This is a genomic window from Streptomyces sp. NRRL F-5727 (assembly GCF_000719555.1).
GTDB lineage: Bacteria > Actinomycetota > Actinomycetes > Streptomycetales > Streptomycetaceae > Streptomyces.
In genome coordinates, this window is sequence record NZ_JOGX01000015.1 from 41,046 (window position 1) to 66,217 (window position 25,172).

The window sequence follows — 25,172 nt, forward strand, 5'->3', positions numbered from 1 at the left end:
CAAGGGCCCCGACCTCCCAGGTCAGGGCCCTTCCTCATGGCCGCCCTACAACGCCCCGGTATCCTTCGTGCGTCCACCACCCAAAGCCGAAGGGCATATCCGTGAGCGCCAACCGCCCGGCAGCCGTCGTCGTCCTCGCAGCGGGTGAGGGCACCCGCATGAAGTCCAAGACCCCCAAGGTGCTGCACGAGATCGCCGGGCGTTCGCTCGTCGGGCACGTCGTGTCCGCCGCCCGCGAGCTGGAGCCCGAGCACCTCGTCGTGGTCGTGGGGCACGCGCGGGAGCAGGTGCGGGGGCACCTGGAGGAGGTGTACCCGGGGACCCGTACCGCCGTGCAGGAGGAGCAGAACGGCACCGGGCACGCGGTGCGGATGGCGCTGGAGGAGCTGGGGGCCGCGCCCGAGGGGACCGTCGTGGTCGTCTGCGGCGACACCCCCCTGCTGTCCGGGGCGACCCTGAGGGGCCTCGCCGAGACGCACGCCGCCGACGGGAACGCCGTCACCGTGCTGACCGCCGAGGTGCCGGACGCGACCGGTTACGGGCGGATCGTGCGGGACGTCGCCACCGGTGCCGTGACCGCGATCGTGGAGCACAAGGACGCCTCCCCGGGCCAGCTGGACATCCGGGAGATCAACTCCGGCGTGTTCGCCTTCGACGGCGCGCTGCTCGCGGAGGCGATCAAGCAGCTGCGGACGGACAACAGCCAGGGCGAGGAGTACCTCACCGACGTGCTGTCGATCCTGCGCGAGGCGGGCCACCGGGTCGGCGCGTCCGTGGCCGCCGACCACCGCGAGATCCTCGGGATCAACAACCGCGTGCAGCTGTCGGAGGCCCGCGCGCTGCTGAACCGGCGGCTGCTGGAGGCCGCGATGACGGCCGGCGTGACCGTGGTCGACCCGTCGTCCGTGATCGTCGACGTGACGGTGACCTTCGAGCCGGACGCGGTGATCCACCCGGGTACGCAGCTGCTGGGCGCCACGCACGTCGCCGAGGACGCCGAGGTCGGGCCGAACACGCGGCTGAGGGACACCACCGTGGGCCGCGGCGCCCGGGTGGACAACACCGTGGCCGACTCCGCCGTGATCGGCGAGGGTGCCTCCGTGGGCCCGTTCGCCTACCTCCGGCCGGGCACCCGGCTCGGTGCGAAGGCGAAGGCCGGCACCTACGTCGAGATGAAGAACGCGACGATCGGCGAGGGCACCAAGGTCCCCCACCTGTCGTACGTGGGCGACGCGACGATCGGCGAGTACTCGAACATCGGCGCGGCGAGCGTCTTCGTGAACTACGACGGCGTGGCCAAGCACCACACCACGATCGGGTCCCACTGCCGGACCGGTTCGGACAACATGTTTGTGGCTCCCATCACGATCGGGGACGGCGCCTACACGGCCGCCGGGTCCGTGATCACGAAGGACGTGCCGGCGGGTGCGCTGGCCGTGGCCCGGGGCCAGCAGCGGAATATCGAGGGCTGGGTCGCCCGGAAGCGGCCCGGCAGCGCCGCCGCGCAGGCGGCCGAGGCGAGCTCGGAAGGGTCCGCCGGCGCAAGCTGACCGGAAACAGGTACGTCGAAGTCGGCGTACCGTGATACGTGCACACAAATTCGGCTGGTTCGCACACGCGCCCGGGAGCTCCGGGAGCGCGGGTCTTGCGGCCAGAGAACACGTCTGAGGAGACAGTGCTGTGACCGGGATCAAGACGACCGGCGAGAAGAAGCTGATGCTCTTCTCCGGCCGCGCCCACCCCGAGCTGGCCGAGGAGGTCGCGCACCAGCTGGGTGTCGGTCTCGTTCCGACCAAGGCGTTCGACTTCGCCAACGGTGAGATCTACGTCCGCTTCCAGGAGTCGGCGCGCGGCGCGGACTGCTTCCTGATCCAGAGCCACACGGCTCCGATCAACAAGTGGATCATGGAGCAGCTGATCATGATCGATGCTCTGAAGCGGGCCTCGGCCCGGAGCATCACCGTGATCGTGCCGTCGTACGGCTACGCCCGTCAGGACAAGAAGCACCGTGGCCGTGAGCCGATCTCGGCCCGTCTGGTGGCGGACCTGATGAAGACGGCCGGCGCGGACCGGATCCTCACCGTGGACCTGCACACGGACCAGATCCAGGGCTTCTTCGACGGCCCGGTGGACCACCTGTCGGCGCTGCCGGTCCTGGCGGACTACGTGGGCGGCAAGGTCGACCGCGAGAAGCTGACGATCGTCTCCCCGGACGCGGGCCGCGTGCGGGTCGCCGACCGCTGGTGCGACCGGCTGGACGCGCCGCTGGCGATCGTGCACAAGCGCCGTGACAAGGACGTCGCCAACCAGGTGACCGTCCACGAGGTCGTCGGTGACGTGAAGGGCCGCGTCTGCGTCCTGGTGGACGACATGGTCGACACCGGCGGCACGATCTGCGCGGCGGCCGAGGCGCTCTTCGCGCACGGCGCCGAGGACGTCATCGTGACGGCGACGCACGGCATCCTGTCGGGTCCGGCCGCGGACCGTCTGAAGAACTCGAAGGTGAGCGAGTTCGTGTTCACGGACACGCTGCCGGTGCCGGGTTCGCTGGAGCTGGACAAGATCACGGTGCTGTCGATCGCGCCGACGATCGCGCGCGCGGTGCGCGAGGTGTTCGAGGACGGTTCGGTGACGAGCCTCTTCGAGGAGCACTGAGCCACAGGTTCCGGTGAGGGCCGTCTTCCCCGTTCGGGGGAGGCGGCCCTCCGCCGTTGCCGGGGGTGTGATCCATTTGGGGGGTCGGGGGCGGCCGGGTAGACTGCTGAGGTTGCTCGGCGAGGGAGGCCGTGCCCGTCAAGGGTCGGCGCTCCGTTATCGACGCGCTCTTCGTAGCAGGCCATCGCCAGTCGGCGGCCGGGTGACAGTCGCAACCGTCACCACCATTACGAGGAGTGCACATGTCCGAGGTGAAGCTCGCCGCCGCCGTCCGCACCGAGTTCGGCAAGGGCGCCGCCCGCAAGATCCGTCGTTCCGGCAACGTCCCCGCGGTCGTCTACGGCCACGGCTCGGAGCCGATCCACATCACGCTGCCGACGCACCAGACCACGCTGGCGCTGCGTACCCCGAACGTCCTGCTGTCCCTGGACATCGAGGGCAAGGGTTCCGAGCTGGCCATCCCGAAGGCCGCCCAGCGTGACCCGCTGAAGGGCGACCTGGAGCACGTCGACCTCCTCCTCGTGAAGCGCGGCGAGAAGGTCACCGTCGAGGTTCCGGTCGTCGCCGAGGGCGAGCTGGCCGCCGGCGGCAACCTGCTGGAGCACGTCCTCAACACCCTCTCCGTCGAGGCCGAGGCCACCCACCTGCCCGAGTCCGTGACGGTCTCCGTCGAGGGCCTGGAGGCCGGTGCGTCCGTGACCGCCGCCGACATCGCGCTCCCGAAGGGCGTCACCCTGGTGACCGAGGCCGACGCCGTGGTCCTCCAGGTCCTGGCCGCCCAGGCCGAGGAGCCGGCCGCCGAGGCCGCCGCGGGCGACGAGGCCGCCGCCGAGGCCTGAGCCGTAGGCTCTTGTCCGACGTGACGGGGTGACGGGCCGTGCGGCCCGTCACCCCGTTTCTTTTTTCGACGCGAGGAGATGTCGGTGACCGACGACGCGAACGCGCCCTGGCTGATCGTCGGCCTCGGCAATCCCGGGCCGGAGTACGCGGGCAACCGCCACAACATCGGCTTCATGGTGGTGGATCTGCTGGCGGAGCGGATCGGCGGGAAGTTCAAGCGGGCGCAGAAGGCGCAGGCGCAGGTCGTGGAGGGCCGGCTCGGTCCGGTGGGTCCGGCCAACCGGCGGGTGGTGCTGGCGAAGCCGATGTCGTACATGAACCTGTCCGGTGGTCCGGTGACGGCGCTGCGGGACTTCTACAAGGTGCCGACCGCGCACGTGGTGGCGATCCACGACGAGCTGGACATCGACTACGCGACGCTGCGGCTGAAGCTGGGCGGCGGGGACAACGGGCACAACGGCCTGAAGTCGATGACGAAGTCGATGGGTTCCGACTACCACCGGGTGCGGTGCGGGATCGGGCGTCCGCCGGGCCGGATGCAGGTGGCGGACTTCGTGCTGAAGGACTTCTCGTCGACCGAGCGCAAGGAGCTGGACTGGTTCGTGGACCGGTCGGCGGACGCGGTGGAGTGCCTGGTGACGGAGGGTCTGGAGCGGGCCCAGTCGGCGTACAACTCCTGACCGTCGACTTTCGGCCGTACGACTGTACGATCGCGGGTCATGACGCACGTCCGGAACGCCGCCATGGTCCTCGTCGCCGTCCTGCTCGTCGTGGCGGGGGTGTGGGCGTCGTGGGGGTCGGCGCAGCACGTCCTGCTGGCGAAGGGGCGTGAACACGGGACGCTGACGGTGACCGGGTGCACGGACGAGCGGTGTTCCGGGACGTACGCGCCGGAGGACGCCGGTTCGCCGCGGCGGACGCTGGTGGTCGAGCGGTCGGTGGCGGCGGGGCCGGGGTCGGTGATCCCGGTGGTGGTGAAGCCGGGGACGGACGAGGGCGTGCGGACCGGCTGGGGCGGCGGGCTGCACGCCTGGCTGCCGCTGGGCGGGGCGCTGGTGCTGGCGGCGCCGCTGGTGGCGGGGGGTCTGCGGCTGCGGCGGACGGCCTGGTCGCTGGCGGGCGCGGGGGCCGGTCTGTGGGTGGCGGCGTTCGTCGCGCTCTGACGGAGACCGCGCGGTACGGCCGGATTCAACCAGTTCCTGGCGGGATCGTTATCACCCTCTGGGTTAAGCGTGGCTTAAAGCGACGGATAGGCTGCCCCCGCCACCTCCCACGGCATCCCTCATCCCACAGATGGACGACTGCACATGCGACGCTCCCTGATTCCCGCCGCCACGCTTGTCGCGGCCATGGCGGGCTCCCTGGCCCTGGCGACGACCGCCTCCGCCACCAGCGGTGAGTACGAGCTCAAGCTGCACCAGACGACGCCGATCAAGGCTGCCGACTTCGAGCAGGGCGAGTGCCCCGACACCATCCCGGCCGACCAGGACGGGTGGCACTTCGTGATCCCCGGCGGCGGCACGGACTTCGTGAAGCTGACGGTCACGTTCGACAACGGGACCCCGATCGAGATCACCTCCTTCGGCCCGCCGAAGGACGACCACGCGTACGTGGCCTCCGAGGCCGGCGCGGAGCTGACCTCCGCCGTCGCGACGGTCAAGGGCGAGCAGGTGAAGTTCTTCAACCTGTCCCACACCTGCGCCGCCGAAGGCGAGGAGACCACCGGTGGCACCACCACCGGTGAGACCACCGGCGAGACCACCACGGGTGAGACGACCGGCGAGACCACCACCGGTGAGACCACGACCGGTGAGACCACCACGGGCGAGACGACCGGCGAGACCACCACCGGTGAGACCACCACGGGTGAGACCACCACGGGTGAGACCACGACCGGTGAGACCACCACGGGCGAGACCACCACCGGTGAGACCACCACCGGCGAGTCGACCGCCACCGGCGAGACCACCGCGACCGGCGGTTCCACCACCGGCGAGACCACGGCCACCGGCGAGACCACCGCCACGGGCGAGGTCAAGGGCGAGACCGACACCAAGGGCGGCTCCGAGGAGGGCAACCTCGCGGAGACCGGTTCGAGCGCGCCGGTCGGCGTGCTGGCCGGCGTGGCCGCCGCTCTCGCGGCCGCCGGTGCGTTCCTGGTGCTGCGCCGCCGCAAGGCCGCGCAGAACTGACGTACCCCGCTGGTGAGAAGTGCCCCCACGGGATTCCCGTGGGGGCACTTCTCGTGTCCGGTGGCGTCAGCCGGTGTTGCGGAGGCCCGCGGCCACGCCGTTGACGGTGAGGAGCAGGGCCCGGGCGAGCAGCGGGTCCGGGTCCTCGCCGGCCTCGGCGGCGGCCCGCTGGCGGGCCAGCAGGGCGACCTGGAGGTAGGAGATCGGGTCCAGGTAGGCGTCGCGGATGGCGAAGGTCTGCTGGAGGACCGGGTTGGAGTCGAGCAGCTTCTCGCCGCCGGTGACCTTGAGGACCTCCTCGACGGTGAGCGCGTGCTCCGCCTCGATGGCCTCGAAGACGTGCTTGAGCTCGTCGGGGACGAGGGTGTCGACGTAGTGGCGGGCGATCCGCAGGTCGGTCTTCGCCAGCGTCATCTCGACGTTGGAGAGGAAGTTGCGGAAGAAGTGCCACCGCTCGTGCATCTCGCCGAGGACCGCTTCGAGGCCGGCCTCGCGCAGGGCCTTGAGGCCGGAGCCGACGCCGTACCAGCCGGGGACGATCTGGCGGGACTGGGTCCATCCGAACACCCAGGGGATGGCGCGGAGTCCGTCGAGGGAGACGCCGGAGCCGGGACGGCGGGAGGGCCGGGAGCCCAGGTGCAGGTCGGCGAGCTGGTCGACGGGGGTGGAGGCGAGGAAGTACGCCGGCAGGCCCGGGTCCTCGACGAGCTTGCGGTACGCGGTGTGGGCGGCCTCCGAGACGGTGTCCATGGCCGCGTCCCAGCGGGCCAGGGCCTCGTCGGACTGGCGGGGCGCGGTGTGCAGGGCGGACGCCTGGAGGGTGGCCGCGACGGTCAGTTCCAGGTTCTCCCGGGCGAGGGAGGGGATGAGGTACTTGTCGGAGATGACCTCGCCCTGCTCGGTCACCTTGATCTCGCCCTCCAGGGTGCCCCAGGGCTGGGCGAGGATCGCGTCGTGCGAGGGGCCGCCGCCGCGGCCGACGGTGCCGCCGCGGCCGTGGAAGAGGCGGAGCCGGACGCCGTACCGGTGGGCGACGTCGCGCAGCCTCCGCTGGGCGCGGTGGATCTCCCACTGGCTGGTGGTGATGCCGCCGAACTTGGAGGAGTCGGAGTAGCCGAGCATGACCTCCTGGACGTCGCCGCGCAGCGAGACGAGGCGCCGGTAGGAGGGGTCGGCGAGCATGTCGTTGAGGATGACGTCGGCGGCCCTGAGCTCGTCGGTGGTCTCCAGGAGCGGCACGATGCCGATCTTGGCCCAGCCGGCGTGCAGGTCGATGAGGCCGGCCTCGCGGGCGAGGACGGTGGCGGCGAAGACGTCGTCGGCGCCCTGGCACATCGAGATGATGTAGGACTCGATGACCTCGGGGCCGAAGCGCTCGAAGGCTTCCTTGACGGTGTGGAAGACGCCGAGGGTCTTCTGGCCGGGGGCGTCGAGCGGGGCCGGGGTGGGGGCGAGCGGCCGGCGGGAGCGGAGCTCCTTGGCGAGCAGCTTCTGCCGGTAGTCGCGCGGCATGTCGGCGTACCGCCAGGACTCCTCGCCGAGGCGGTCGAAGAGCTGGCCGAGGGCGTGGTGGTGGGCGTCGGCGTGCTCGCGGACGTCCATGGTGGCGAGCTGGAGGCCGAAGGCCGACAGGGTGCGGATGGTGCGGGCCATGCGGCCGTCGGCGAAGAGGCCGCCGCGGTGCTCGCGCAGGGAGGTCTGGATGAGGGTGAGGTCGCGGAGGAGTTCGGCGGTGCCGAGGTAGTCGCGGCCCTCCTGGTGGGGGGTGCCGGCGGCGAGGCGTTCGCGGGTGTTGAGGAGCTTCTGGCGGACGCAGGTGGCCTTGAGGCGGTACGGCTCCTCGGCGTTGAGCCGCTTGTAGCGGGGGCTGATCTCGGGGAGGAGGTCCAGGTCCCGCTGGAGGGAGTCCAGGAGTTCCTGGGTGGCTCCGGTGTAGCGGATGGAGTTGGAGAGCAGGCCGCGGAGGAAGTCGATGAGCTCCAGGGCGTCGGTGATGCCGTGCTCGTGCTGGAGGATCAGGACGTCCCAGGTGACCTGGGGGGTGACGTTGGGGTTGCCGTCGCGGTCGCCGCCGATCCAGGTGCCGAAGGTGAGCGGGCGGGTGCCGGCGGGGAGCTCGAAGCCGACGCGCTCCAGTTCGGCGGCGAGGTCCTCCAGGACGTCGCCGACGGCGTTCGCGTGCAGTTCGTCGAGGTAGTAGATGGCGTTGCGGGCCTCGTCGGCGGGCTCCGGGCGGACGACGCGGAGTTCGTCGGTCTGCCAGATGAGGTCGATGTTCTCGGCGAGGCGGAGGTCGTGGCGGCGCCGGTCGGCCTCGATGACCGGCGTCTCCAGGAGTGCGCCGATGCGGCGGAGCTTGTTGAGGACGGAGCGGCGGGCGGCCTCGGTGGGGTGCGCGGTGAAGACGGGGCGCACGTTGAGGTTCTTGACCGTCTCGCGGACGTGGGCGGGGTCGCCGTCCTTGAGCATGTCGGCGGTGCGGGCGAGCAGGCCGCCCTCGGCGGCGCGCTTCTCGCGGAGCTCGCGGCCGCGGTGGACCTGCTCGGTGACGTTCGCCAGGTGGAAGTAGGTGGAGAAGGCGCGGACGAGCTTGGCGGCCGTCTCCAGTTCGACGCCGCGGAGCAGCTCGGCGGCGGCGTCGCCGTCCTCTCGGGTGAGGCGGCGGACCTTCTCGACGAGGTCGAGGAGCTCGTGGCCCTCCTGGCGCACGAGGGTCTCGCCGAGGAGATCGCCCAGTCGGCGGATGTCGGCGCGCAGCTCGGCGTTGGTGGTGGGAGTCTGGTCGGCACTGCTCACAGGTGCGGCTCCTTGCAGTGTTCAAGCACGTCTGGAGGGTTCTGGAGGCTTGCGGACCGCGCTGTCCGACGGACCCAGGATAGGTGTCCATTCCCTGGACGTCGGGGAGCCCCCCGCTTGTGCCCTCTTGCCGCGTGCCGCCGCGCTGCCATACTTACGTCGCCGTAGGTTACGCAGCCGTAGCCTCGGTGCGCTCTTCACCGTACGCACCCCCTCCCTTACACCCCCCAGGGACACGCATGACCATCAGCCCCGAGGTGACCTCGGCGTCCGAGGCGACCGATCCGGTCCAGACCCTCCCCTCCGCCACGCTCGGCGGGGACAGCAAGCGTTCCGTCGAGCAGATCACGCTGCTGCTGTTCATCACGGTGCCGTTCGCGGCGCTGCTGGCGGCGGTGCCGCTGGCGTGGGGCTGGGGGGTGAGCTGGCTGGACCTCGGGTTGATGACGGCGATGTACTTCATCGGCTGCCACGGCATCACAATCGGTTTCCACCGGTACTTCACGCACGGTTCGTTCAAGGCGAAGCGGCCGCTGCGGATCGCGCTGGCGATCATGGGCTCGCTGGCGGTCGAGGGGCCCCTCGTCCGCTGGGTGGCGGACCACCGCAAGCACCACAGGTTCTCGGACGCGGAGGGCGACCCGCACTCGCCGTGGCGGTTCGGGGAGACGGTCCCGGCGCTGATGAAGGGCCTGTGGTGGGCGCACATCGGCTGGATGTTCGACGAGGAGCAGACGCCGCAGCACAAGTACGCCCCGGATCTGATCAAGGACCCGGCGATCCGGCGGATCTCGCGCCAGTTCGTGCTGTGGACGATCGTGTCGCTGGCGATCCCGCCGGTGGTGGGCGGTCTGGTGACGTGGTCGTGGTGGGGCGCCTTCACGGCGTTCTTCTGGGGCTCGCTGGTCCGGGTGGCCCTGCTGCACCACGTCACGTGGTCGATCAACTCGATCTGTCACGCGGTGGGCAAGCGTCCGTTCAAGTCGCGCGACCGCTCCGGGAACGTGTGGTGGCTGGCGGTCCTCTCGTGCGGCGAGTCCTGGCACAACCTGCACCACGCGGACCCGACGTCGGCCCGGCACGGGGTGCTGAAGGGGCAGATCGACTCCAGCGCCCGGCTGATCCGCTGGTTCGAGCTGGCGGGCTGGGCGACGGACGTGCGCTGGCCGGCGCGGTCCCGTATCGACGCCCGGCGCCAGGCCACGCCCGCCGACGCGGCATGATGGATGACGTGGCGATCGACGGCAGTTCCAGCAGCACCAGCGAGCAGAAGCCCCGGCGTGGCCGCCGGGTGAGGATGACCGGCGCCGAGCGCCGGGAGCAGCTTCTGGACATCGGCCGGACGCTCTTCGCGGAGAAGGGCTTCGAGGGCACGTCGGTGGAGGAGATCGCGGCGAAGGCCGGGGTGTCGAAGCCGGTGGTGTACGAGCACTTCGGTGGCAAGGAGGGGCTGTACGCGGTCGTGGTCGACCGGGAGATGCGGCAGCTGCTCGACGGCGTGACGGGCGCCCTGACCGCCGGCCACCCGAGGGAGCTGCTCGAACAGGCGGCCTTCGCCCTTCTGGATTACATCGAGAACTACACGGACGGGTTCCGGATCCTGGTCCGTGACTCGCCGGTGGCGCAGTCGACGGGCACGTTCGCGTCGCTGATCAGCGACATCGCCACGCAGGTCGAGGACATCCTGGGTCTCGAGTTCAAGGCCCGCGGCTTCGACCCGAAGCTGGCGCCGCTGTACGCGCAGGCCCTGGTGGGGTCGGTGGCGCTGACGGGCCAGTGGTGGCTGGACGTGCGGAAGCCGAAGAAGGCCGAGGTGGCGGCGCATCTGGTGAACCTGGCGTGGCACGGTCTGGACGGGCTGGAGCAGAAGCCTCGGCTGATAGGGCACCGGAAGAACTGAGCGCCTGTTCGGGCCCGGCGGATGTCCGCCGGGCCCGTTCTTGCGCATCGCGAAAAGATTCGTTGTCACCTCAACGATCAACGCTATGATCCCCCCACATCCGGGGGGTTGTTCCGCCCTCCGCACGTGGCCTTGTATGTGTGCCGCGCGGAGGTGGTGCGGAGCCCCGGCCCGGATGCCTGTTCTCACGTTCCCCAGGGGGGGATCACTTTGCGTACCGCTTTCTCCGGGCGCGCCCGCCGTGTCGCCGTGTGCACCGCGCTCGCCCTCTCCGCCGGCATGCTGCTGGCGGGCCCCGCGTCGGCCGACTCGCCGGCGCCGCGTCCGTCGGCCGAGAAGCCGGCCGTCCCGTCCGAGCTGCCGAAGCGGGCGCTGCTGCCCGCGGCCGAGGGCCGCGCGGGCGCCGCCGCGGCCACCGCGATCGACCCGCTGCTGTCGGACGTCGACGGCGACGGCTACGAGGACACGGTCCTGCGTTCGATCAACGGCAAGGTCTACGCGGCGACGACGCTGGACCACGGACACGACGGCGAGTTCCAGCTGGGGGGCCGCGGCGCGGAGGTCGCCAAGGACCTGGTCCCGGTCGGCAACCAGTACGGCGGGACCGGTCCGGAGGTGCTCGTCCTCTCCGAGAACGGCACGATGATGATGTACGAGGACGCGGCCTACTACGGCTCGTACTCCGAGACCAGGGTCGGCACCGGCTGGCAGGTCTACAACAAGGTCGTCTCGCCGGGAGACGTGAACGGCGACGGCCGCGCGGACGTCCTCGCCCGGACGCACGCGGGTGAGCTGTACCTGTACCTGGGCACCGGCCACCGGACCGGCCCGCTGTCCACCCGGAAGCGGATCGGCGGCGGCTGGGGCGGCTACGACCAGGTGGTCGGTGTCGGGGACAACACGGGGGACGGCGTCGCCGACGTCTACGCCCGCGACTTCACCGGCCGGCTGTGGTTCTACGCCGGCACCGGCGACCTGAGCCACCCGTTCTCGACCCGCCGGTACATCGGCCAGGGCTGGGGCGTCTACAACCAGTTGGTCCCCGCGGGCAACGGCCGGCTGGGCGCCCGGGACAACGCCGGCACGGTGTACACGTACAACCCCCGGGGCGGCGGCGTCCTCTCGCCCCGGGTGAAGTCCAGCGACACGGGCGGCTGGTCCGGCGTGGCGCAGTTCGCGAACGCCGGCAGCATCCCGACGACGGGCAAGGAGGGCATCATCGCCCGCTCGAACGGCGGGACGCTGTACTGGTACACGAACACGACGCGCGGCGTCCTGTTCCCGCGGCAGCAGTACGGCTCCGTGGGCGGCTGGGCGGGCGCCGCCCTCACCCACCTCTCGTCGCTGGACCCGGACGCCGCGTCCGACTTCGCCGAGGTGTACCAGGGCGGCCTGTACGTCGACAACACGTTCATCGGCTGGGGCTGGGGCGCGTACAACACGTTGGTCGGCCCGGGCGACGTGAGCGGCGACGGCAGGGGCGACCTGCTGGCCCGCGACGGCTCCGGCGTCCTGTGGCTGTACAAGGGCAACGGCCTCGGCAGCGCGTTCTCGTCCCGGATCCGGGTCGGCGACGGGTGGAGCGCGTACAACAAGCTCCTCGGCGCCGGCGACTACACCGGCGACGGCCGCACGGACCTGCTGGCCCGCTCCAAGGCCGGCGACCTGTACCTGTACGCCGGTACGGGCAACCCGACGTCGCCCTTCAAGGGCCGGGTGAGGATCGGCGGCGGCTGGGGCGGCTACAAGCACCTGGTGGCGGCCGGCGACCTGAACGCCGACGGCAAGGCGGACCTGCTGGCGGCGACGTCCGGCGGCACGCTGTACCGCTACACGAACACCGCGCCGGGCAGGTTCGCGCCGCGCGCCCAGCTCGGTACCGGCTTCCAGGTCTACAACCTCATGGGCTGACGCCTTGGGGCCCCGGCGGGGTGCCCCGTGCCGGTTTCCCGGTGCGGGGCGCCCCGTTCTTTATCCGTTCGCCTCGGTGTCGGTGGGGCGCGTTACACTCACGCTCATATTCGGGTGGATGTTCGCCCCGCGCACGCGAGTACGCGCGCGCAGGCGTCGCGAACCCGTCCGGATACCCATTTCTCTTCGTTCCCCAGGGGGGGATCTTTTGCGCTCCGTGTTCTCCGGGCGTGGCCGCCGCATCGCCGCGTGCACCGCTCTCGCCCTCTCCGCCGGCATGCTCCTGTCGACGCCGGCCTCGGCCGACACCCCGGCGCCGAGCCCGTCGGTCGAGAAGCGGCTTCCGTCCTTCACCCCGCCGAAGCAGCTGCCGCGCCCCGGCCAGGACGGCGCCCGTGCCGGTGCCGCCGCCGCCGAGGCCGCCTCCCCGCTGCTGTCGGACCTGAACCTGGACGGCATCGACGACCTCATCTTCCGCGGGATCGACGGCGACCTGTACACGGACGTCCCCGGCGAGGAGACGTTCGAGCTGCACCGCTACGAGGAGGGTGTCGCCAAGGAGATCGTCCCGATCGGCCAGCAGGGCGGTTACACCGAGGAGCCCGAGGTGCTCGTCCTCTCCGAGGACGGCACGCTCACGCTGTACCAGGACGTCGACCCGTCCGGCACCCCGTACACCTACCGGGTCGGCGGCGGCTGGCAGGTCTACAACAAGATCACGTCGCCCGGTGACATGAACGGCGACGGCCGCGCCGACGTGCTCGCCCGCGACACCACCGGCAACGTGTACCTGTACCTGGCGACCGGTGACCTGGCCAAGCCGCTCGGCAGCCGGATCTCCGTGGGCCCGGGCTGGCACATCTACGACCAGGTGGCCGGCCTCGGCGACGGCAACGGCGACGGCCGCGGCGACCTCTACGCCCGCGACTACACCGGCACCCTGTGGTTCTACGCCGGCACCGGCGTCAACAGCAGGCCGTTCGCCACCCGCAAGGCCATCGGCACCGGCTGGAACACGTACAACCAGATCCTGCCCGCCGGCGAGGGCAGCCTCTTCGCCCGCGACAACAACGGCACGATGTACTTCTACGCGCCGAACGGCGACGGCACCCTCGCCGGCCGCCAGATGTACGGCGGCGCGGGCGACTTCCAGGGCATCGCGCAGTTCGCGGGCTCCGGCAGCAACCCGTACACCGGCAAGGAGGGCGTCTTCGGGCGCGACTCGGCCGGCACGCTGTGGTGGTACACCAACAACACCAAGGGCGGCCTCTACCCGCGCGAGGACATCTTCGAGTCCCCGGGTCTGTTCCAGGGCATCAACTACACGCACCTGTCCTCGATGAACCCGGACGCGTCGTCCGACGTCGCCGTGGTGTTCGACGGCGAGCTGTCCATCGAGGGCGAGATCATCGGCTCCGGCTGGGGCATCTACAACACCCTCGTCGGTGCCGGCGACCTGAGCGGCGACGGCAAGGCCGACCTGCTGGCCCGCGACAAGAACGGCGTCCTGTACCTCTACAAGGGCAACGGCAAGGGCACCGCCTTCGCCTCGCGGATCAACGTCGGCAACGGCTGGGGCGCGTACAACAAGATCCTCGGCGCCGGCGACTACACCGGTGACGGCCGCAACGACCTGCTGGCCCGCACCACCGGCGGCGACCTGTACCTCTACACGGGCACCGGCAACGGCACCATCCCGTTCAAGACGCGCATCCACATCGGTGGCGGCTGGAACACCTACAAGCACCTGGCCGCCCCCGGCGACCTCAACGCCGACGGCAAGGCCGACCTGCTCGGCGTCGCCACCAACGGCGACCTGTACCGCTACCTGGGCACCAGCCCGAACAAGTTCTCCGCCCGCGCCCGGCTCGGCGGCGGCTACCAGATCTACAACACCTTCTCCTGACGCCTCACGGCAGCCGACGGCCGCCCCGCACCGGATCCCTCCGGTGCGGGGCGGCCGCTTTTCCGGCCCGGCCGGTCACCCCGGCTTGCGGGCCACCGCGAAGACGCGGCGGAAGGGGAAGACCGTGCCGTCGGGGCCCTGGGGGTAGGCGTCGCGGAGGAGGGCGCGGTACTGGGCGAGGAAGGCTTCGGTCGCGTCGGGGTCGTCGGCGAGGGTGGTGAGGACCGGGCGGAGGGCGGTGCCCTTGACCCAGTCGAGGACGGCGTCCTCGCCCTGGAGGAGCTGGCAGTAGACGGTCTCCCAGACGTCGGTCTCGCAGCCGAGGGCGGTGAGGCGGGCCAGGTAGTCGGCGGGTTCGAGGATGTGGACGAAGCGGCGGCCCTGGTCGTGGAGGCGTGCGCGCCACTCGGGGCGGGCGCAGAGCTCGCCGAGGAGGGCGTGGCTGGGGGAGGTGAAGTTGGCGGGGACCTGGAAGGCGAGGGTGCCGCCGGGGCGGAGGCCGTCGATCCAGGCGGCGAAGGACTCGGGGTGGTTGGGGACCCACTGGAGGGCCGCGTTGGAGACGATCAGGTCGTAGGGCTCGGTGGGGGTCCAGTGGGCGGCGTCGGCGGGGCGGAAGTCGAGCCAGCCGCCGCCGGAGGTGGTGCCGGCCCAGTCCTTCTCGGCCTGTTCGAGCATCTCGGGCGAGAGGTCGAAACCGGTGATGTGGGCGTCGGACCAGCGGTCGGCGAGGAGGGCCGTGACGTTGCCGGGGCCGCAGCCGAGGTCGGCGATGCGGGCGGGGCGGCCGTGGCCGGGGAGCGGGGGTATTCGGTGGAGGAGGTCGAGGAAGGGGCGGGTGCGGTGCGCGGAGTGGCGGAGGTACTGCCGCGGGTCCCACACCGGTGCGACGACGGAGTCGACGGAATGCATGTTCGAAGCCCCCTTGCAGGCGAGAGTCGGCCAAACGGAACCGGTTCCGGCCGGGTCTCTTCCCCATAGTTGCGGGAACTATATCTCGACGTCAAGATTCATGACATCGAGAAACTCGAATACAAGAGACTTTATGTCAACAGACCCACTACACTGATCACATGGAGGACGAGGTCGACCGGCTGGTCGCTGCATGGCGCCGAGAGCGCCCGGACCTCGACGTGGAACCGTTGGAGGTCCTCAGCCGCGTCTCCCGGCTGGCCCGGCACCTCGACCGCGCCCGCCGCCTCGCCTTCTCGGAGCACCAGCTGGAGCCCTGGGAGTTCGACGTCCTCACCTCGCTGCGCCGCGCCGGAGCCCCGTACCAGCTCTCCCCCGGCCAGCTCCTCACCCAGACCCTGGTCACCTCCGGCACCATGACCAACCGCATCGACCGGCTCACCAAGAAGGGCCTGGTCGAGCGGCTGCCCGACCCCAGCGACCGGCGCGGGGTGCTGGTCCGGCTCACCCCCGAGGGGCGCGACCGCGCCGACGAGGCGCTGGCCGGGCTGCTCGCGCAGGAGCGGGCCATCCTCGCCCAGCTCAGCCGCCCGCAGCGGGCCGAACTGGCCGCCCTGCTACGCCGGCTGACCGCCCCGTTCGACAACGTCCCCGGCTAGCCGCGGCAGCGGCGCCGGGCCGACGCCCGCCCGCCGGGCCAGGGCGACCGCCGCCAGCGTCGAGTGGACACCCAGCTTCCCCAGCACGTTCTGCATGTGCGTACGGACCGTGTGCGGGGAGAGGAAGAGCCGCTCCGCCACCGCCTTCCGGCCGAGCCCCGCCACCATGCAGCGCAGCACCTCCCGCTCGCGCGGGGTCAGCGACTCCACCAGGCGCTCGCTCTCCGTACGGTGCTTCCGGGCCGCCGTCAGCTCCCGCAGCACCCCCGTGAGCAGCGCCGGCGGAAGGTGCGTCTCGTCCCGCAGCACCCCGCGGACCACGGCGAGCAGCCGCTGGAGCGAGCAGTCCTTCGCCACCCAGCCGGAGGCCCCGGCCTGGAGCGCGAGCGCGGCCCTGCGGGGATCGTCCCGCTCGGCGAGCACCACCGCGCGGACCGCGGGCTGGGCCTTCCGCACCCCGGCGACCAGCGCGATCCCGTCCCCGGCGGGCTCCCCCTCCGGCGCCGCGGGTACGGCCGCGGGCGCCGCGCCCAGGTCGGCGTCGACGAGCAGCACGTCGAAGCGGCGTCCCTCCGCGACCCCCCGGTCCAGACAGCGCAGGGCGGCGGGACCGCTGCCCGCCGCGGCGACGTCGACGTCCGGCTCGGCCGCGAGCGCGGCGGCCAGCGACTCGGCGAAGACGCGGTGGTCGTCCACCACCAGGACCCGGATTCGTGCCACGGACACCCCCAAGTGTCGAGGAGAGACCGGCGCGGTACGACGCCGGGGGCGGGTCCGTCGGGTGCGCGGCCGCCGCCGTGCCCAGACTGCTACCCCGCTCCCGGCGCCGTACCCGACGGGTCTCGCTCCCCTGAACGGCACCGGCCCCCACCGGTGCTGCCCCACAGAGTAGGGGCGGGGCGGCACCGTGGGGGCCGATTGGCGGAAGTGTCCGAAGTCGTCCGTCCGTGTGAGCTGACGGCGGCTCAGAGGCGGCGGGCGCCCGCCGAGGGGACGGCCGGGAAGATCCCCGGCTCCGCGTACCCGGCGTCGGCGAACGCCTTCCGGACCGCCGCGCCGATCTCCTCCGCCCGGTCCGCCTCGACCAGGACCACGGCCGAACCGCCGAAGCCGCCGCCGGTCATCCGGGCGCCCAGCGCACCGGCCGCGTTCGCCGCCTCGACGACCAGGTCCAGCTCGGGGCAGGAGACCCGCAGATCGTCCCGGAGCGAGGCGTGGCCCTCGGTGAGGACCGGGCCGACCGCGCGGGTCGCGCCGGTGTCGAGCAGGGCGATCACCCGGGCCACCCGGTCGTTGTCCGAGACCACGTGCCGGACGTACCGCAGAATCGTCTCGTCGCCCAGCCGGTCGAGCGCGGCGGGCAGATGCGCGGCGTCCACCTCGCGCAGGGTGCGCACCCCGAGCGCCCGCGCGCCCGCTTCACAACCGGCGCGCCGCTCGGCGTACGCGCCGTCCCCGAGCGCGTGCTTCACCCGGGTGTCGACGACGAGCAGCGCGAGCCCCTCGGCGGCGAGGTCGAAGGGCACCTGCCGGTAGGACAGGTCCCGGGTGTCCAGGTGGAGGGCGTGGCCCTCCTCGGCGCAGGCGGAGGCCATCTGGTCCATGACGCCGCACGGCACGCCGACGAAGGCGTTCTCGGCGCGCTGGGCGAGCCGGGCCAGCTCGGGGCGGCCGAGCCCCAGGTCGAAGAGGTCGTTCAGGGCGAGGGCGGTGACGACCTCCAGGGCGGCCGAGGAGGAGAGCCCGGCGCCGGTCGGCACGGTGGACGTGAGGTGGACGTCGGCGCCGGTCACCGGGTGCCCGGCCGCCCGCAGCGCCCAGACGACCCCGGCCGGGTAGGCGGCCCAGCCGCCGCCGGAGAGGGGTTCCAGGGAGTCGACGTCGAGCTGGACGATGCCGCCGGTCCCGAAGTCGGCGGACCCGGAGTGCAGCCGCAGGACGCCGTCGTCGCGGCGGGAGACGGCGGCGACGGTGGTGTGCGGCAGGGCGAGCGGCAGCACGAAGCCGTCGTTGAAGTCGGTGTACTCCCCGATGAGGTTGACCCGCCCGGGGGCGGCCCAGACGCCGTCGGGGCGGGCGCCGTACAGCGCCTCGAAGTCGGCGGCGGCGCTCATGCGTTCTCCTCCTGGCGGTGGCGGGCGAAGGCCCAGGCGTCGGCGACGACCTCGGCGAGGTCCGGGCGGGACGGCGTCCAGCCGAGCCGGTCGCGGGCGGCCTCGGCGGAGGCGACCAGGACGGCGGGGTCGCCGGGGCGGCGCGGAGCCGTGACCTCCGGGACCGGGTGGCCGGTGACCTCGCGGACGGTCTCGATCACCTCGCGGACGGAGAAGCCGTTGCCGTTGCCGAGGTTGCAGATCAGGTGGTCGCCCGCGGTCATCGCGTCCAGGGCCAGCAGGTGGGCCTCGGCGAGGTCGGCGACGTGGATGTAGTCGCGGACGCAGGTGCCGTCGGGGGTCGGGTAGTCGTCGCCGTAGACGGAGATCGCCTCGCGGCGGCCGAGGGCGACCTGGAGGACGAGCGGGATGAGGTGGGACTCGGGCTCGTGGCGCTCGCCCAGCGCACCGTACGCACCGGCGACGTTGAAGTAGCGCAGCGAGACGGCGGCGAGGCCGTGGGCGGCGCACTCGCCGGTGATCATGTGGTCGACGGCCAGCTTGCTCGCCCCGTACGGGCTGGTGGGGGCGGTCGGCGCGGTCTCGGTGATCGGCACGGTCGCCGGCTCGCCGTAGGTGGCGGCGGTGGAGGAGAAGACCAGCTTGCGGACGCCGGCGGTGCGCATCGCGGCGAGCAGCGCCATGGTGCCGCCGACGTTGTTCTCCCAGTACTTCTCCGGCTTGCCCACGGACTCGCCGACCTGCGAGAAGGCGGCGAAGTGCAGGACGCCGTCGTAGGAGCCGTCGAGCCACCGGGCGGCGTCCTGGATCCGGCCCTCGACGAACTCGGCGCCGGCCGGGACGCCTTCCCGGAAGCCGGTGGAGAGGTCGTCGAGGACGGTGACGTGGTGGCCCCGCTCCAGGAGGTGGGCGGCGACCACGCTGCCCACGTAGCCGGCCCCGCCGGTGACCAGGTACTTCTCGGGCTTCGTCATGCGCTTGCCACCTCTCGGATGCGCCGGGCCGCGTCCTCCGGCCGGATGTCGTTCATGAACGCGCCCATGCCGGACTCGGTGCCCGCGAGGAACTTCAGCTTGCCGGAGGCGCGCCGGACGGTGAACAGCTCCAGGTGCAGTCCGAAGTCCTCCCGCCGCTCGTCCGTGAACGGCGCCTGGTGCCAGGCGGCGATGTAGGGCGTGGGCGGCTCCGCCGGGCCGAAGATCCGGTCGAAGCGCCTCAAGAGTTCCAGATAGACCTGTGCGAAGTCCGTCCGCGCGGCCTCGTCGAGGGCGAGCAGGTCGGGGACGCGCCGGGTGGGGTGGAGGTGGACCTCGTACGGCCACTTGGCGGCGTACGGGACGAAGGCGATCCAGTGCTCGGTCTCCAGGACCACCCGTTCGGCGTCGGCGCGCTCGCGGGCGACGAGGTCGTCGAAGAGGTTCCGGCCGGTCTCCCTGCGGTGCTCGTCGAGGCGGCGGCGGGTCAGGGCGGTGCGGGGGGTGACGTAGGGGAAGGCGTAGATCTGGCCGTGCGCGTGGGGCAGGGTGACGCCGATCTCCCGGCCGCGGTTCTCGAAGCAGTAGACCTGTTCGACGCCGGGGAGGGCGGAGAGTTCGGCGGTGCGGTCGGTCCAGGCGTCGAGGACGAGGCGGACCCGCTCCTCGTCGAGGTCGGCGAAGGAGGCGGTGTGGTCGTCGGTGAAGCAGACGACCTCGCAGCGGCCGACGCCGCCGGAGAGGGAGGGGAAGCGGTTCTCGAAGACCGCGACCTCGTAGCTCTCCTCGGGGATCTCGCTCTCGCGTCCGTCGCGGGCCGGGCAGAGCGGGCAGGCGTCGGCCGGCGGGAGGTAGGTGCGGCTCTGCCGGTGGGAGGCGACGGCGACGTGGTCGCCGGTCAGCTCGTCGTACCGGATCTCCGAGCGGGAGGTGACGGGGGCGAGCGGGCGGGGGTCGACGGCGGCGCGGACGGCGTCGTCCCGGCTGTCGTAGTAGATCAGCTCGCGCCCGTCGGCGAGCGTGGTGACGGTCTTCTTCACGGGGGTGCCCTCCGGGCGCGAACAAACAGAACCACGCACAAAGAATCACAACCGAACATCAGAGTCAATGGCGAGGCCCCACCACCACCCCCGCCGTCCCCCGGAACCGGACGCGACCGGACTCGACGCGACCGGACTCAGCGCGACCGGACTCAGTCGGACTCAGTGCGGTCGGACTCAGTGCGGTCGGACTCAGTGCGGTCGGCGCTGAGCCGGTACCGCCCGCTCCAGGAGCCCTGTGCGGGCCGCCAGCGCCGCCGCCTCCAGACGCGAGCCCACCCCGAGCTTCATCAGCACCCGCTGGACGTGCGTCCGCGCCGTGCTCGGCGCGATCCCCATCCCCGCCGCGATCAGCCGGGTGTCCTCCCCCTCCGCGACCCGCACCAGGACCTCCACCTCCCGGGTGGTCAGCAGCCGCAGCAGCCGCTGCGCCTCGTCGTCCGGCTGCGCCGCCGGGTTCAGCAGCTCCGCGAAGGCCCCCGCGAGCAGCTGCGGCGCCACCGCCGCCTCCCCCGCCCGCGCCTTCAGCAGCGCCCGCTCAACGCCCTCGATCCGCTCGTCGTGCCGGACGTACCCGGAGGCCCCGGCCGCGAAGGCCGCCGCGATCCCGCGCGGCGACGGCACCGGGCCCAGCACCACCACGGCCACCTGCGGGCGCTCCCGCTTGATCCGCGCGACCGGGTCGAACGCCCCGGGCGCGGCCGGCGCGGCCGTGCCGAAGAGGCAGACCTCCGGCGCCCGGCCGACCACGACCTCCGCCGCCCCGGCCGCCGGCGCGGCCGCCGCGAGCACCCGGTGCCCGCGCAGCTTCAGTGCCGAGGCGAGCGCCTCCGCGAGCAGGCGGTGGTCGTCCACGACCACGAGCCGAACGCCCATCCCGTCATCCCCCATCCCCCGGGCGTGCCGCACCCCGGCACCTCTGACCCGGCAAGCTACACGCTCCCCCGCCTCACGGTCCGTCAACCTCCGCGCCCCGAAAGGGGGATGTCTGGCATGATCACCTCACAAGCGCCGAAAGGAACACACATGCGCATGCGACGTCGCACCGTCGCCCTGGCCGCCGCCGCGGCCGCCCTCGCGATCCCCGCCACGGCCGGCAGCGCCCAGGCCGTCACGCCCAACAGCGAGGTGTACCTGACGACGACCTACGCCAAGGTCGTCGCCGGCTGGACGTGGCGCGCCGACCGCCTCGACCCGGTCATGATGTCCGTCCAGGACACCAACCCGGACGGCTACGCCGTCGCCTTCCGCCTGGTCACGCTCTCCGACGACCAGGGCTACCGCTACTGGGGCTACCGCTACCTGACCAGCGGCGCCGGCACCGGCGTCAACGTCACCACGTACGCCATCACCGGCTACAGCCCGAAGGCCGCCTGGGTCGAGGTCTGCAAGTACAAGAGCGGCGCCTTCTCCGACTGCCGCAAGACGGCGACCACGTACAACCCGATCGACGACTCCAGCGTCTCTGGCACCTGATCGCCGCGCGCAGACGAGAAGGGCCTCCCCGGTGCTCCGGGGAGGCCCTTCTCGTCGTGGTCGCGGACGTCAGCCCCTGGTGCTGAACGAGACCGCGAGGTACTTCTTGTCGAGGGTCGAGCCGGACTCCCTCGGCTTGTTGGCGTAGGTGCCGGAGATGAAGAACCGGCCGTCGCTGTAGAGGAGTTCGGCGCCGGTGATCGAGAAGCTGGTCTCGATGTCCCGGCTCCCCTCGTCCGAGGGGTTCTCCAGGAGCAGCGTCGACTTCATCGTGCCCGCGTGGACGGAGACGAGCTGCCCGCCCTTGTCGTGCGGGGGGACCTTGTACGCGATGAGGTCGCCGCCGTCCATGCGCAGCGGCATCAGCACGTAGCCGTCGCCCGCGTCGGCCTTCTCCGGCGCCATCTTGCCGTCGGCGAGGCTGAAGGCGACGATCTCGTTGGTCTCGTCGCCGTACTCGCCGGTCGAGCCCTCGTGCTCCTCGGTCGGCAGGTAGAGCCGGTCGTCGCCGACGAGGGCCTGCGAGCACTCCTCGACCGAGGTGGAGCCGCACTCGGCCGCGTAGCGGTCCGCGTTGGCCGTGATCTTGGTCCGCAGCTTGCCGGTCTTCTCGTCGATGGAGAAGAAGTCCGAGATGCTGCTGCCGTCGTCGGCGGCGTCGCCGACGTTGGCCGCGACCACCAGCGGCTTGGACGACACGACCGAGGCGTACTCGACGCCCTGGGGCATCTTGAACTGCGAGAGCGGCTTGCCCGACTTCGGGTCCAGGTTCTGGACGAGGACGGTCTGCGCGCCGTACTTGCCGCACTTGCGGACCGCGATGAGGCCGGCGCCGCCGCCGTACCCCATGTCGTAGCAGTTCTGGTCGTTGGACTGCGGCTTCCAGAGCACCTTGCCGGTGGCCGCGTCGAAGGCCGCGCCGCCGTCGGTGCCGCCGGCCGCGACGGTGCCGGCGCCGAGCGTCACCTCGCTGAAGCGGGCCTTCTCGTCGCCGCCGCCGCTGACGGAGGCGGACCAGAGCAGCTTGCCGGTGTTCAGGTCGAGCATGCCGACCTGGTTGCAGCTCTGGTAGTAGCGGGGCGCGACGCGCTTCTTCTCCTCGAAGAGCACCGGCACCTTGTTGTCCTCGGTCTTGTGCCGGGACGCACCACAGACCTGGCCGGCCAGCGGGATGGTCCAGGAGACCGTGCCCTTGTCGATGTCGTAGCCGACGACCGAGTTGATGCCCGTCTTCACGAAGGTCTTGTCGGTGATCCAGGAGCCGTCGACGGGCGTCGTGTCGGGCACCTTCGGCACGTCGACGCGGAAGGCGAGCCGGGCGTTCGTCTTCTCGCCCGGCTTCTCCTTGCCGTTGCCGCCGAGGCCGTTGCCGGCGCCACCGCCGGAACCGCCGCCGTCGCCACCCCCGTTCGGGGCCTGGGTCGTGCCGCCCGTGGGCTTGGCGTCCGTGGACGTGTCCGAGCCGGAGTTGGCGTACCAGATGCCGCCGCCGACGATCAGCGCGACGGCCACGACCGCCGCGATGACGATCTGCGCCTGCGCCGACAGCTTCCTCCCGCCGCCGCCCGGCCCGGGAGCCGGGACGTGCTGCTGGGGCGCGGTCGGGTAGCCGTACGGCTGCTGGGGCTGCTGCTGGTTCGGGTAGCCGTACGGCGGCGGCACCGGCTGCTGATACGGCTGCTGGGGCTGCTGGGGCTGCTGCGACGGCTGCCCGGGGTAGCCGTAACCCGGCTGCGGCGCCTGTCCCCCCGGGTACCCGTACCCCGGCTGGCCCTGCGGCGGGGGCGGGGGCGTCGGCGCGCCGAAGCCGCCCGCCGGCGGCGGGTAGCCGCCGGGGGGCTGGTTCGGGGGCTGGTTCGGCGGCGGGAAACCGCCCGGGGGCTGGTTCGGCGGCGGGGGCGGCTGGGTCACTTGCTGAAGCCCATCATCGTCTTGGTCTCCTTCTCCTCGGCGTCGTTGGTCGCCGAGACGCGACCCGCCGCCACCACGAACGTGCCGTTTCCGTAGGCGTAGCCCGCGCTGAAGAAACCGCTCTCGATCTGCGCGACCGAGACGGGGTGCTTGAGGAGGATCTTCGGCGCGCCGCCGGTCGGGGCGATCGTCGCGACCGCGCCGCCCTTGTCGTACTTGGGCGCGACGTAGACCAGCACCTCGCCGCCCTCCATGCGCAGCGGCGTCATCTGCTGCTCCTCGGGCGCCTTCGAACGCCACTTGGGCTTGCCGGTCTTGAGGTCGAAGGCGACGACCTCGTTGGCGGTGCCGTAGGAGGTGTCGGTCGCCATGTAGAAGGTGTCGCCGGCGGCGGCGACGCCGGTGCAGCCCTGGAGGTTACGGCCGAAGATGACCAGGCCGCCGCCGCAGCGCGGCGCGAACTTGTCCTTGCCGCCGCCCTGGATCTGGGAGCGGACGGTGCCGTTCGGGTTGAGCGCGACGATCGACCACTTCTTCTGCTCGCGCTGGAAGGCGGAGACGACCAGCGGGTTCACCGAGTAGACCTTGTCGACCTCCCAGGTGGCGGCCAGCCTGTAGGTCCACTTGGGCTTGCCCGTGCGGGGGTCGACCTCGCTGACCGTGTGCTGTTCCTTGCTCACGTCGGCGGTGCGGCACTGGTTGGCCGCGATCAGCCTGGTGGCGTCGCCGGCGTAGGCGTACGGCTTGCAGTCGCCGGTGGGGCCGGTGAAGACCTGCTTGCCGTCGGTGAGGGAGAAGCCGTAGGCGCTGCTGCTGCCGGCCGCGGTCACCGTGTTGCCGCCGATGGCGAGGGTGTTGTCGGAGAAGGCGAAGAGGCCGGTCGGCTTCGGGACGGCCTTCTTCCAGCCCGCCTTGCCCGTCTTGAGGTCGATCTGCTGGAGCATCGTGCACTTGGCGCCGTCCTTGGCGCTCTCCTCGTACCCGAAGACCATCAGGCCGTTGGCGCCGGGCTGGGCCGGGGCGGCGCACAGCTTGAACGGCACGTCGACCGACCACTTCTTGCTGCCGTCGGCGAGGCTGTAGCCGGCGACGCCCTTGTACATGGCCTTGACGACGGTGTCGCCGACGATCCAGGGGCCGAAGACCTCGGAGCCGTTGCGGGGCAGGTCGACGTCGTTGGTGGTGAGGAAGTTGACCTTCGCCTCGCCCTCCTGGCGGGCCGCGTTGAGGTCGTCCTCGCCGCCGCCCTTGTCGCCGTCGCCGGAGCCGTCGCCCTGGTCGACGGACTCGGTCGGCTTCGGCTCCATGGTGGCGCCGGTGCTCGCGCTGGTGGTCGGCTCGGCGACGGTCGGCTCGTCGTCGCCCTTGCCGACGACGGCCCAGGTGGTGACCGCGGCAACGGCGACGACGGCCGCCGCGACGACCGCGACGAGCGCGGTGCGGTTCTTGAACGGGCCGCCGCCGGAGCCGCCGGCCGGGGCGGGCGGGGCCGGGTACATCGGCTGGGTCTGGCCCGGGTAGCCCCCGTAGGCGTTGCCCTGCTGCCCGTACGGGCCGGGCTGCTGGCCGTACGGCCCCGGCTGCTGCTGCGGCTGGCCGTACGGGCCCGCGGGCTGCGTCGGCTGCTGCGGGTAGCCGTAGGGCCCGGGCTGCGGCGCCTGCTGCGGATACCCGTACCCCGGCTGGCCCTGCGGGGCGCCCTGCGGAGGCGTCTGCGGGGGCTGGGCGGGCGGCTGGGCCGGGGCCTGCGGCGGCATCTGCGGCGGCTGGGCCGGCATCTGCGGCGGGACGGGCGGCATGCCGCCCTGGTTCGGGTCCTGGGGCGCTCCGAAGCCCCCCGGCGGCTGGTTGCTGGGCGGCTGGGTCATCAGCGCTTCCCCCTTGCT

Annotated in this window: 20 protein-coding genes and 1 pseudogene; 12 read left to right on the forward strand and 9 right to left on the reverse strand. The window is 72.0% G+C overall.

Annotation, left to right across the window (positions count from 1 at the left end; translation table 11 throughout):
- Nucleotides 1–101 precede the first annotated feature (101 nt).
- From glmU to IF73_RS39080, 6 genes are all read left to right on the forward strand, one after another.
- Nucleotides 102–1,550: a bifunctional UDP-N-acetylglucosamine diphosphorylase/glucosamine-1-phosphate N-acetyltransferase GlmU gene (glmU, locus tag IF73_RS0113680; protein WP_031007232.1), complete on the forward strand. Its 1,449-nt coding sequence runs from the start codon at nucleotides 102–104 to the stop codon at nucleotides 1,548–1,550.
- Between the two features lie 130 nt (nucleotides 1,551–1,680).
- On the forward strand, nucleotides 1,681–2,655 hold the full coding sequence (locus IF73_RS0113685; RefSeq protein WP_031007234.1) for a ribose-phosphate diphosphokinase: 975 nt from the start codon (nucleotides 1,681–1,683) through the stop codon (nucleotides 2,653–2,655).
- Between the two features lie 242 nt (nucleotides 2,656–2,897).
- The gene (locus IF73_RS0113690) at nucleotides 2,898–3,494 is read left to right on the forward strand and encodes a 50S ribosomal protein L25/general stress protein Ctc (protein ID WP_031007236.1); all 597 of its coding nucleotides are present in this window, start codon (nucleotides 2,898–2,900) and stop codon (nucleotides 3,492–3,494) included.
- Between the two features lie 78 nt (nucleotides 3,495–3,572).
- On the forward strand, nucleotides 3,573–4,175 hold the full coding sequence (gene pth / locus IF73_RS0113695) for an aminoacyl-tRNA hydrolase (RefSeq protein WP_031007238.1): 603 nt from the start codon (nucleotides 3,573–3,575) through the stop codon (nucleotides 4,173–4,175).
- A 39-nt stretch (nucleotides 4,176–4,214) separates the two neighbouring features.
- Complete coding sequence (locus IF73_RS0113700; RefSeq protein ID WP_031007239.1) at nucleotides 4,215–4,658, forward strand: hypothetical protein; 444 nt, start codon at nucleotides 4,215–4,217, stop codon at nucleotides 4,656–4,658.
- Nucleotides 4,659–4,802: 144 nt separating this feature from the next.
- The gene (locus IF73_RS39080; RefSeq protein ID WP_031007241.1) at nucleotides 4,803–5,687 is read left to right on the forward strand and encodes an LPXTG cell wall anchor domain-containing protein; all 885 of its coding nucleotides are present in this window, start codon (nucleotides 4,803–4,805) and stop codon (nucleotides 5,685–5,687) included.
- Between the two features lie 66 nt (nucleotides 5,688–5,753).
- Here IF73_RS39080 and ppc read toward each other — a convergent pair whose 3' ends face one another.
- Nucleotides 5,754–8,483: a phosphoenolpyruvate carboxylase gene (gene ppc / locus IF73_RS0113710; RefSeq protein ID WP_031007243.1), complete on the reverse strand. Its 2,730-nt coding sequence runs from the start codon at nucleotides 8,481–8,483 to the stop codon at nucleotides 5,754–5,756.
- 239 nt (nucleotides 8,484–8,722) lie between these two features.
- Between ppc and IF73_RS0113715 the strand changes: the two genes are divergently transcribed.
- The 4 genes and pseudogenes from IF73_RS0113715 to IF73_RS42845 form a co-directional block, all read left to right on the forward strand.
- Nucleotides 8,723–9,706 carry an acyl-CoA desaturase gene (locus tag IF73_RS0113715; RefSeq protein ID WP_031007245.1) on the forward strand — a complete coding sequence of 328 codons (984 nt, stop codon included), beginning with the start codon at nucleotides 8,723–8,725 and terminating at the stop codon, nucleotides 9,704–9,706.
- On the forward strand, nucleotides 9,703–10,383 hold the full coding sequence (locus tag IF73_RS0113720; protein ID WP_078868049.1) for a TetR/AcrR family transcriptional regulator: 681 nt from the start codon (nucleotides 9,703–9,705) through the stop codon (nucleotides 10,381–10,383). The genes IF73_RS0113715 and IF73_RS0113720 overlap by 4 nt, the downstream gene beginning before the upstream one ends.
- Nucleotides 10,384–10,632: 249 nt before the next feature.
- Nucleotides 10,633–12,294 (forward strand): FG-GAP repeat domain-containing protein, encoded by a 1,662-nt coding sequence (locus IF73_RS0113725; protein WP_051716758.1) that lies wholly within the window; start codon nucleotides 10,633–10,635, stop codon nucleotides 12,292–12,294.
- Nucleotides 12,295–13,027: 733 nt separating this feature from the next.
- Nucleotides 13,028–14,029, forward strand: a pseudogene (locus IF73_RS42845) (FG-GAP repeat domain-containing protein); the annotation flags it as partial.
- Between the two features lie 246 nt (nucleotides 14,030–14,275).
- Here IF73_RS42845 and IF73_RS0113735 read toward each other — a convergent pair.
- Nucleotides 14,276–15,112 carry a trans-aconitate 2-methyltransferase gene (locus tag IF73_RS0113735; protein ID WP_031007253.1) on the reverse strand — a complete coding sequence of 279 codons (837 nt, stop codon included), beginning with the start codon at nucleotides 15,110–15,112 and terminating at the stop codon, nucleotides 14,276–14,278.
- 161 nt (nucleotides 15,113–15,273) lie between these two features.
- Between IF73_RS0113735 and IF73_RS0113740 the strand changes: the two genes are divergently transcribed.
- Nucleotides 15,274–15,771 carry a MarR family winged helix-turn-helix transcriptional regulator gene (locus tag IF73_RS0113740; RefSeq protein WP_030494707.1) on the forward strand — a complete coding sequence of 166 codons (498 nt, stop codon included), beginning with the start codon at nucleotides 15,274–15,276 and terminating at the stop codon, nucleotides 15,769–15,771.
- On the opposite strand, the gene IF73_RS0113745 is transcribed toward IF73_RS0113740, so the two are convergent.
- The 5 genes from IF73_RS0113745 to IF73_RS0113765 form a co-directional block, all read right to left on the reverse strand.
- Nucleotides 15,730–16,503, reverse strand: coding sequence for a LuxR C-terminal-related transcriptional regulator (locus IF73_RS0113745; RefSeq protein ID WP_199806643.1), 774 nt, complete (start codon nucleotides 16,501–16,503; stop codon nucleotides 15,730–15,732). The genes IF73_RS0113740 and IF73_RS0113745 overlap by 42 nt on opposite strands.
- 233 nt (nucleotides 16,504–16,736) lie before the next feature.
- Nucleotides 16,737–17,885, reverse strand: a complete 1,149-nt coding sequence (gene galK, locus IF73_RS0113750; protein ID WP_031007258.1) for a galactokinase — start codon at nucleotides 17,883–17,885, stop codon at nucleotides 16,737–16,739.
- Nucleotides 17,882–18,859: a UDP-glucose 4-epimerase GalE gene (galE, locus tag IF73_RS0113755; protein ID WP_031007260.1), complete on the reverse strand. Its 978-nt coding sequence runs from the start codon at nucleotides 18,857–18,859 to the stop codon at nucleotides 17,882–17,884. Before galE ends, galK begins: the two co-directional genes overlap by 4 nt.
- Nucleotides 18,856–19,899, reverse strand: a complete 1,044-nt coding sequence (gene galT / locus IF73_RS0113760; protein WP_031007262.1) for a galactose-1-phosphate uridylyltransferase — start codon at nucleotides 19,897–19,899, stop codon at nucleotides 18,856–18,858. The genes galE and galT overlap by 4 nt, the downstream gene beginning before the upstream one ends.
- Before the next feature lie 192 nt (nucleotides 19,900–20,091).
- The gene (locus tag IF73_RS0113765; RefSeq protein ID WP_031007263.1) at nucleotides 20,092–20,775 is read right to left on the reverse strand and encodes a helix-turn-helix transcriptional regulator; all 684 of its coding nucleotides are present in this window, start codon (nucleotides 20,773–20,775) and stop codon (nucleotides 20,092–20,094) included.
- A gap of 150 nt (nucleotides 20,776–20,925) precedes the next feature.
- On the opposite strand from IF73_RS0113765, the gene IF73_RS0113770 reads away from it, so the two are divergent.
- Nucleotides 20,926–21,375: a hypothetical protein gene (locus tag IF73_RS0113770; protein ID WP_031007265.1), complete on the forward strand. Its 450-nt coding sequence runs from the start codon at nucleotides 20,926–20,928 to the stop codon at nucleotides 21,373–21,375.
- A 69-nt stretch (nucleotides 21,376–21,444) separates the two neighbouring features.
- Here IF73_RS0113770 and IF73_RS0113775 read toward each other — a convergent pair whose 3' ends face one another.
- Together IF73_RS0113775 and IF73_RS0113780 are read right to left on the reverse strand one after the other, a co-directional pair.
- Entirely contained in the window at nucleotides 21,445–23,286 is a 1,842-nt protein-coding gene (locus tag IF73_RS0113775) for a PQQ-binding-like beta-propeller repeat protein (protein ID WP_031007267.1), read from the reverse strand.
- Nucleotides 23,283–25,154: a PQQ-binding-like beta-propeller repeat protein gene (locus IF73_RS0113780; protein WP_031007269.1), complete on the reverse strand. Its 1,872-nt coding sequence runs from the start codon at nucleotides 25,152–25,154 to the stop codon at nucleotides 23,283–23,285. The genes IF73_RS0113775 and IF73_RS0113780 overlap by 4 nt, the downstream gene beginning before the upstream one ends.
- Between the last annotated feature and the right edge of the window lie 18 nt (nucleotides 25,155–25,172).

Coding starts and splice junctions, on each gene's coding strand:
- galE (WP_031007260.1), bottom strand. CDS start 18,859: ATGACGAAGCCCGAGAAGTACCTGGTCACCGGCGGGGCCGGCTACGTG.
- IF73_RS0113780 (WP_031007269.1), bottom strand. CDS start 25,154: ATGACCCAGCCGCCCAGCAACCAGCCGCCGGGGGGCTTCGGAGCGCCC.
- IF73_RS0113735 (WP_031007253.1), bottom strand. CDS start 15,112: ATGCATTCCGTCGACTCCGTCGTCGCACCGGTGTGGGACCCGCGGCAG.
- galK (WP_031007258.1), bottom strand. CDS start 17,885: ATGAGCGCCGCCGCCGACTTCGAGGCGCTGTACGGCGCCCGCCCCGAC.
- IF73_RS0113690 (WP_031007236.1), top strand. CDS start 2,898: ATGTCCGAGGTGAAGCTCGCCGCCGCCGTCCGCACCGAGTTCGGCAAG.
- IF73_RS0113740 (WP_030494707.1), top strand. CDS start 15,274: ATGGAGGACGAGGTCGACCGGCTGGTCGCTGCATGGCGCCGAGAGCGC.
- IF73_RS0113715 (WP_031007245.1), top strand. CDS start 8,723: ATGACCATCAGCCCCGAGGTGACCTCGGCGTCCGAGGCGACCGATCCG.
- IF73_RS0113720 (WP_078868049.1), top strand. CDS start 9,703: ATGATGGATGACGTGGCGATCGACGGCAGTTCCAGCAGCACCAGCGAG.
- IF73_RS0113700 (WP_031007239.1), top strand. CDS start 4,215: ATGACGCACGTCCGGAACGCCGCCATGGTCCTCGTCGCCGTCCTGCTC.
- IF73_RS0113765 (WP_031007263.1), bottom strand. CDS start 20,775: ATGGGCGTTCGGCTCGTGGTCGTGGACGACCACCGCCTGCTCGCGGAG.
- pth (WP_031007238.1), top strand. CDS start 3,573: ATGTCGGTGACCGACGACGCGAACGCGCCCTGGCTGATCGTCGGCCTC.
- IF73_RS39080 (WP_031007241.1), top strand. CDS start 4,803: ATGCGACGCTCCCTGATTCCCGCCGCCACGCTTGTCGCGGCCATGGCG.
- IF73_RS0113770 (WP_031007265.1), top strand. CDS start 20,926: ATGCGCATGCGACGTCGCACCGTCGCCCTGGCCGCCGCCGCGGCCGCC.